Source organism: Alphaproteobacteria bacterium (assembly GCA_030740435.1).
Taxonomy (GTDB): Bacteria; Pseudomonadota; Alphaproteobacteria; order UBA2966; family UBA2966.
The window spans coordinates 1-7,501 of sequence record JASLXG010000172.1 but is presented as its reverse complement, the minus strand read 5'-3'; the positions used below and the strand labels follow the sequence as shown (position 1 = coordinate 7,501).

Sequence of the window (7,501 nt, the reverse complement as noted above, 5' to 3'; positions counted from 1 at the left end):
CGAAGGTACCACTACCCAGCAGCACCAGGTCGCGGCCGGCTGTGGCCGGCAGCTGAGAAAGTTCAATGCGGTGGTCGACACCGCTCTCGCTGACCAAAAGCTCCGTACCCTCAAGCGCGAGGCGAGCCTCGTCGCCGGCGTTGACGCGGCGCAGGATTTGCTGGCGCAGGTCGCGCCCCGCCAGTTCCGCCGCCTTGCCCGAATAGTAGGTCTGGCGCGAGGCCGAGGTCTTGCCGGCGTCGGCGGTGAGGTCGGTGTCGCCAAAGACATAGCTGAGCTCGCCCACCGGCAGGCCGAGCGCGTCGGCGGCGATCTGGGCCAGGATGGTGTTGGAACCCTGGCCGATGTCGAGGGCGCCGGAATGCAGCACCACCTCGCCGGCCGCGCCCAGCCCCAGCTCGATGGTCGAGGGGTTGGAGACGCCGGTGTTTCCGACGCCGTACCACATACAGCCGATGCCGACGCCGTGGCGCCGGCTGGTTCCATTTCGGCCATTGTGGCTGGCGGCGGCGGCCAGCTCGCGCCGCCAGGTCCGTTCCAGCGCCTCGAGGCAGGCGACGAAGCCGATGCCGCCCTCCAGCCGCTGCCCCGTGACCGTGCTATCGCCGGCCACCAGGGCATTGCGGCGGCGGATTTCCAGCCGGTCGAGGCCGAGTTCCTGGGCCAGGTCGTCGAGCAGGATCTCGTGGGTGAGTGCCGCCTGGGGCACGCCGAAGCCGCGGAAGGCGCCGCTCGGTGCCTGGTTGCTGAGGATGGCCCTGGTGGTGATGTCGGCGTGGGGAACGCGGTAAGGGCCCGGGACGTGTACCGGTACCCGCGAGGTCACGGCCGGGCCCCACGAGGCATAGGCGCCGGTGTCGAAATCGCCGGCGAAGCTGATGGCGCTGATGCGGCCCTCGGCGTCCGAGCCCATGCGCGCATTGATCTGGGCGGCGTGGCGCTTGGGCGTGGCCTGCATGGTCTCGCGCCGATCATAGATGCAGGCTACCGGCCGGCCCGTCAGCCAGGCCGCCAGCCCCACTATGGGCTGCACCGAGAGGTCCATCTTGCCGCCGAAGCCGCCGCCGCAGGCCGTCGGTACGATGCGAACCGCGTTCTTTTCCAGGCCCATGATGTGGGCGATTTCGTCGCGGTTGCCGTAGGGCGCCTGGGTCGAGACGTGGATCTCGATACGCTCGCCGACACGCCGTGCCCAGCCCGCCTCGGGCTCGATGGCGGCGTGCTCGACAAACGACGTGGTGACGTCGACCTCGGCCACGGCGGCGCTTGCCGCCAGTGCGGCTTGGGCATCGCCGCAGCGGATGGCGCCCTGGCAAAGCACGTTGTCGGGGTAGCCGGGCTGCACCGCCGGGGCGCCGCTGGCCGTGGCCTCGGCAAATCCGGCGACCGCAGCCAGGGGCCGATAGTCGATCGGCAGCTCGTCATCGGCGATGTTGGCCAGGGCCTGGCGCTCGCCGATCAGGGCCAGCACTGCTTCGCCGCGAAAGCGCACGACGTCCTCGGCCAGCACGCGCTGGTCACGCATGTGGGGAAAGATGCCATAAGCGTTGGCCGGCACCTGGGCTGCCGTGAGGATGCGTTCGAGCCCGGCATGGCGGGCCTGGAAGGCATCAAGGTCGCCGAGTTCAAAAGCTGCCGCCGGGTGGGGTGAGCGCACGATGCGGGTCCACATGGCATCGCTGGGAATGCCGTCGGCGCCGTAGGAAGCCGTGCCCAGAACCTTTTCCCGGCCGTCGACCCGGTCCAGCCGGGCGCCGATGGCTTGGCCGCTATCCGGGACTATGGGGTCCGCGTCGTTGGCGGCATCGAGCACGGCATCGATGATCTTGTGGTAGCCCGTGCAGCGGCACAGTACGCCGCTCAGCGCCGCCTCGACCTGGTCGCGGCTGGGATCGGGTTCGGCTTGCAAGAGCGCCGTCGCCGTCAGCAGCATGGCGGGCGAGCAGAAGCCGCATTGGGCGGCGTCGTGGCGCAGGAAGGCGCGTTGCAAGGGCGACAGCCCGGCGTCACCGGCCAGGCCCTCGATGGTTACCACGCTGCGCCCAGCCAGGCGGCCGGCCGGCAGCAGGCAGGCGCAGACCGGGCTGCCGTCGAGCAGTATGGTGCAGGCGCCGCAGTCGCCGGCCTCGCAGCCCAGCTTGGTGCCGGTCAGGCCCAGGAATTGGCGCAAGGCCTCGGCGCTGTGGGTGCCGGGCTGGCAGTCCAGCGACACGGCCAGGCCGTTGAGGGTGAAGGCGATGGTGGGCTCAGTCATGGCCGGGCCAGTTCCTCGAGGGTGCGGCGCAGCAGCACCAGGGCGCCGTCGCGGCGGTAGGCGGCGCTCGCCCGCAGGTCGTCGATGGGGGCGAGCTGCGTCAGGTGGCTGGCTGCCAGGCGCTGGCCCAGGCCGGCGTCCAGGGGCGCGCCCTTGAGCGCCGCCTCGGCCTCGGGCAGGCGTAGCGGCACCTCGGAACAGGCGCCGACGGCGAGCCGGGCCTCAGCCACGTTGGCGCCCTCCAACAGCAGCAACACCGCCACTGATGCCACCGAGATCACCAGGTAACGCCGAGCTCCCAGTTTGGCGAAGCGCGATAGCGCGGGCCGGGACGGCTTGGGCACGATGATGGCACTGAGCAGTTGGTCGGCGGCCACCGCCGTGCGCCGGTTGCCGAGCACGAAGTCCTCGAGCGCCAGCGTCGTGGTGGCCCGGGCCGAGGCCAGCTCGACGTGGGCCTCCAGCGTCAGCAGCGCCGGCACCCCGTCGGCCGCCGGCGAGGCGTTGCAGAGGTTGCCGCCCAGCGTGCCGACATTCTGGATCTGCGGCCCGCCGACCTCGCGGGCCGCCTGCCTGAGGCCCGCGAAACAGGGCGGCAGCTCGGCCCGGGCGAGCTCGCTCCAGGTGGTCAGCGCGCCCAGGCGCCAGTGCTCGTCGTGTTCGCTGATGCCGGCGAGTTCCGGGATTGCCGTGAGGTCGAGCAGCGGGCCGGGCAGGGGGCGTCCGACGTGGGCCGGGTAGAGATCCGTGCCGCCGGCAATGATGGTGTGCGGCCCCGTGGCCAGTGCTGCCAACGCCGCTTCAAGCTCGGCTGGCCTCAGGTATGCCGTCATGGGGGTGCCCCTGGAAAACGCCGGCCGATCCTAGCAGATCGCCCCACCGCCTGGCCCAGCCCTATTTGTCCCGGATGATGACCCGTTGGGCCTTGCCTTCGTAGCGCGGCAGGGTGCCGAATTCGTGGCAATCGACCTCAAGACGGACGCCCAAGCGGGCGCGCAGGCTATCGGCGACCTGACGCGCCAGCGCCGCGCTGCCGGCGTTGCTTTCGGGACGCCGTTCGATAGCCACCGTGCCTTCCTCCAGTTCCTCCTGGGCGTGGTCGATGTAGATCTGCCAGGCCTCCTTGACGGTGCCCGGGGTGGCGGCGATGACGTCTTCGACCTGCGAGGGGAAGACCATGGCGCCGCGGATCTTCAGCATGTCGTCGGAACGCCCGACGATGGGGCCGATCAGCGGCAGGCCGGGGCGCCCGCAGGGGCAGTCGTAAGGATTCTCGGACAGCTTGACCAGGTCGCGGGTGCGCCAGCGCACCATCGGCGAGGCCTCCTTTTCCAGCGTCGTCAGCACGATCTCGCCTTCGCCGCCGGGGCCCACCGGCTCGAGCGTCCGGGGATCGAGTATCTCGGTCAGTACGGTGTCCTCGCAGATCAGGTGCATTTCGTTGTGGTCGTGCGAATGGGGGCAGGCATTACCGACGATGGGGCCGCCGGCCTCGGTGGTGCCGTAGGAATTGAGGGCCAGGAAGCCCTCGGGCATTTCCGCCTCCAATTCACCGCGAAAGCCCGCCGAGATGGATTGGCCGCCGAAGAAGCCGAGCCTCAGGCGCCAGTCGCGTTTGGGGTCGATGCCGGCCTCTTTGGCTTGGGCCACCACCTGCGTCAACCAGAACGCCGACACCGAACAGACCGTATGGCCCTGGTCGCGAAGCCACTGCACGGCCAATTCGCCGCGCCCCGGGCCGACGGGAAAGCAGGTGGCGCCGATGGCCTCGGCGCCGATGTCGAAACCGAAGCCGCCGAGCCAGAGGCCGTAGCCGTAGCCCTGGTAGACGATGTCGCCGGCCCGGGCGCCGCCGGCGGTATAGATGCGCGCCATCTGGCGCGGCAAAAGATCGCCCAGATCGCGGGCCGTGAAACCGAACATGACGGGCAGGCCGGTGGTGCCGGAGGTGGCGCAAAAGCGCCGCACCTGGTCGAGCTCGACGGTCAGCATGGGGTAGGGGTAGAGGGCTCGGAGATCCGCCTTTTCCAGCATCGGCAGCTCGGCGAAGGCCTCGGGCCGGCCGATGTCCTCGGCCTTCATGCCGGCCTTGGCGAAATGCTGCCGCCAGCTCTCGTCGGATGCCAGGCGCTGGCCCAGGGCGACGAGCTTGTGCTGCTGCAGCGCCACCATGTCGGGGCGCGAAAGGCGCTCGATCTCGGGCTCCCAGTAGCTGGTCTCAGTCTCCATGGTGGGCCTCGTCCTCGGCGACGATCGCATCCACCACGCGTCGGGCCGTTTCGGCGCAGGCTTGGGTGCCGCCCTCGCCGTATTCCTTGACCCCGTCGCCGACGTTCCAAAGGCCGGCCACCGGCGTTGCCTGGGGCATATCGAAGCCGGCGCAAGTGCGCTGGGCCGGCCACTCGCCCCGCATCACCCGTACTGCCAGCACCCGGGCCCGGTCGAAATTCTCGAATTCGCACCTCAGGTCGGCCAGCGCCAGTTCGCTTTCGTGCTCGGCGTCGAAATCGCCCATGGCCGGCACCGGTACGGCGAAGGCAACGTAAAGGTGCCAGCCCTCGGGCGCCAGTTCGGGGCAGCTGGCGCTGAGGTTGGCTATGTTGCAAAGCCGCTGGGTCTTGCCGAAGGTGACGATGCCGGGATCTTCGAACAAGGGCTCGGGGCTGGCGATGTGGATGGCGATGTTGGCCGTGGGCCGGATCAGCCGGCGCATGCTTTCGAGATAATCGGGTGGGAACTCCGCTTCGCCGGCCAGCGCCACGGTGGCCCGGGGGCCCAGGTTGCTGACCACATGGCGGGCCGAAATGGTCACGCTTTGGCCTTCGTGGCGCACCCGGGCGCCGCGCACCCGGCCCCCCTCGACGACGATTCCCTCGACCGGGCTTGTCAACCAGATCTTGCCCCGGCGGGCGAAGGCGGCGGCCAGTTCGGCGAACAATTCGCCGCTGCCCTGGGGGCAGAAGCCGAAGCGGCGGAAGGCTCCCTTCTGGGTGAAGTAGGTGAGGAAGGCGCGGGCCGGCAGCTCGTCGGCGTTGACCGCGAAAATGGCGGCGCAGAGGTTGCGGAAAACCGCATGCACGGTTTCGTTCTTGGTGAAGCCGGCCAGCCAGGCCTGGGTGCTGAGGTCCTCGTCGGGCAGCTTGCCCTGCTTGGCCTCGGCCATGGTGGCCATGATGCCGGCCGCCTTCTTGGTCAGGCCATTGAGCAAAAATCCCCAGCCGCCGCGGCTCACGTCGACGCGCTTGCCGCTCAAGCGAAAGCTGGCGGCGGGGTTGGGCTGGCGCACCTCGAAGGGCGCGCCGACCAGGTCGAAAGTCTCCTCCAGCACGCCGCCGGGCTCGATGGCGATGGCGCCGGTGTTGATGCGAAAGCCGTCGATCAGCTCGCTTCCGGCGCGGCCGCCGAAGCGGCCGCTGGCCTCGACCAGCAGCGTGCGATAGCCCTGGTGGCCGAGCCGGGCCGCGGCGCAGAGGCCGCCAACGCCGGCGCCCAGGACCAGGGCGTCGAACTCGATAGGGGAAATCTTGGCATCGGTCATCATGTTGGGTCCGGGGCAAAGTATAGGCAAACTGTGCCTTCAGGGAATTTGTCCGATATTTATGTTGAATACAATATTCACAACGGCCTTGCGAATGAAATAATTCGTCATATTAATTGTTGTTGTTGGCGTGCCTACATAGAAATCTATAACGACTGTTCATTACTCCGAACCGTTGCAGTTGAGGTGCTGCAAATCCCGTTTGCCTGCCAAGGTAGCGGGGCCACCGTCCACGAAAGGGCAAACCGCCGGAAACGGCGGGGCGCAAAATTCGAGCCTACGGTCGAAGGGTTGGGAAATGCCGGCTAGGGCTGTCGAATTACCGAATGGAGGAAGCCATGCCTCGTCTGATCGTGATTGTATTCCTCGGTCTGCTTGCCGCCTGCCAATACCCGGCCTGGGTACACCCGGCACCGCCCTACGGCTTCGAGGCCCGCTTTCCCAAGGCCCGGGCGGAAATCTGTATTCGCCGCTTCGATGAGTTTCGCCGCCTCTGCCTCGGCCCGGCCCGCCAGGGCGCCGGCCTGGCGATCGTCATGAGGTTTTGATCTGTGATGGTCGTCACTGGCGGCAAAGTTAAAAAAGTGTTAAAAAAAATCCGAGAATATCTGGAGGGCATCGACCTCGCCCTGCCTTGAGTAACGGCGTGGCTCCGAAGAGGCACTGAGGAGCGGGGATGGCAGTTACCGAGCCGGCGCATGCCGGTATGCCCGTTGCGTCATCGAATCCAGCCTCTGGAAACCCTGACACCTCCCAAGCTCAAGCAAGCCCTGCGGCCTCGAATTTCGTCCTTGACGCTGCTTCCGGCCCCTCGGTCACGGTTCCGGGCGGGCATTTTCTTCTCATCGCCGATTACATCCGCGAGGGCGCCGACCTGGTGCTGCTGGGCCCCGACGGCGAGACCGTGGTGGTGCGAGATTATTTCTCCAGTGATGCGCCGCCCGTACTGATCACCGAGGGCGGCAGCCGGGTGCCGCCCGACCTGGCCGAGGCCCTGACCGGGCCGGCCGCGCCGGCGCAATTGGCACAGGCTGACGAATCAGAGGCCGCGCCTCCCATCGGCCAGGTCCAGACCCTCGAGGGCACGGCCACGGCGACCCGGGCCGACGGCACCGAAGTAACCCTGACCTCGGGCTCGCCGATCTTTCAGGGCGACGTCATCGAGACCGGCTCGGGTGCCTCGGTCGGCGTGGTCTTCGTCGACACCACGACGTTCTCGCTGGGCGAGGACGGCCGCATGGTGATGGACGAGCTGGTCTTCGACCCTGAAAGCGGCGAAGGCAATTCCTCGTTCTCGGTGGTGCAGGGCGTCTTCAGTTTCGTCTCGGGCCAGATCGCCAAGTCGGGCTCGGACGCCATGTCGGTGCGCACGCCGGTGGCCACCATCGGCATCCGCGGCACGCGAGTGGCGGGCCAGGCGCAGGCCGAGGGCGAGGTCAACACGATCACGCTGTTGCCCAATGATGACGGCACGGTGGGCGAGCTATCGGTCTCCAACGATGCCGGCACCATCGTCCTCAACGTGGCCAACCAGACGACGCAGGTTCTGAGCTTCTCGCAGCCTCCGGCACCGCCGGTGATCATGCCGGCGGCCCAGATCCAGGCGCTTTACGGCTCGGCCGTCAATGCCCTGCCGCCGCAGCCGGCGAACCCGCCGCAGATCCAGGCGCAGGAGGGCGGCCAGCAGGCCGAGGCGGGTGAAGGCGAGG

Annotated in this window: 6 protein-coding genes and 1 riboswitch; of the genes, 2 read left to right on the top strand and 4 right to left on the bottom strand. The window is 68.4% G+C overall.

Features of this window, described 5'->3' with window-relative positions:
• From QGG75_17035 to QGG75_17020, 4 genes are all read right to left on the bottom strand, one after another.
• The coding region (locus QGG75_17035; GenBank protein MDP6068935.1) for a molybdopterin-dependent oxidoreductase at positions 1-2,254 on the bottom strand (2,254 nt) is incomplete at its 3' end.
• A complete protein-coding gene (locus tag QGG75_17030; GenBank protein MDP6068934.1) occupies positions 2,251-3,087 on the bottom strand; it encodes an FAD binding domain-containing protein in 837 nt (278 codons plus the stop codon). The genes QGG75_17030 and QGG75_17035, both read right to left, overlap by 4 nt.
• Positions 3,088-3,148: 61 nt before the next feature.
• Positions 3,149-4,483, bottom strand: coding sequence for an AMP-binding protein (locus QGG75_17025; protein ID MDP6068933.1), 1,335 nt, complete (start codon positions 4,481-4,483; stop codon positions 3,149-3,151).
• On the bottom strand, positions 4,473-5,792 hold the full coding sequence (locus tag QGG75_17020; protein ID MDP6068932.1) for an FAD-dependent oxidoreductase: 1,320 nt from the start codon (positions 5,790-5,792) through the stop codon (positions 4,473-4,475). The genes QGG75_17025 and QGG75_17020 overlap by 11 nt, the downstream gene beginning before the upstream one ends.
• A gap of 229 nt (positions 5,793-6,021) precedes the next feature.
• A riboswitch (cyclic di-GMP riboswitch) is annotated at positions 6,022-6,119 on the top strand.
• A gap of 11 nt (positions 6,120-6,130) precedes the next feature.
• On the opposite strand from QGG75_17020, the gene QGG75_17015 reads away from it, so the two are divergent.
• Both QGG75_17015 and QGG75_17010 read left to right on the top strand, forming a co-directional pair.
• Positions 6,131-6,340, top strand: coding sequence for a hypothetical protein (locus QGG75_17015; protein MDP6068931.1), 210 nt, complete (start codon positions 6,131-6,133; stop codon positions 6,338-6,340).
• A gap of 128 nt (positions 6,341-6,468) precedes the next feature.
• The coding region (locus QGG75_17010; GenBank protein MDP6068930.1) for a FecR domain-containing protein at positions 6,469-7,501 on the top strand (1,033 nt) is incomplete at its 3' end.

Coding starts and splice junctions, on each gene's coding strand:
- QGG75_17030 (MDP6068934.1), bottom strand. CDS start 3,087: ATGACGGCATACCTGAGGCCAGCCGAGCTTGAAGCGGCGTTGGCAGCA.
- QGG75_17025 (MDP6068933.1), bottom strand. CDS start 4,483: ATGGAGACTGAGACCAGCTACTGGGAGCCCGAGATCGAGCGCCTTTCG.
- QGG75_17020 (MDP6068932.1), bottom strand. CDS start 5,792: ATGACCGATGCCAAGATTTCCCCTATCGAGTTCGACGCCCTGGTCCTG.
- QGG75_17015 (MDP6068931.1), top strand. CDS start 6,131: ATGCCTCGTCTGATCGTGATTGTATTCCTCGGTCTGCTTGCCGCCTGC.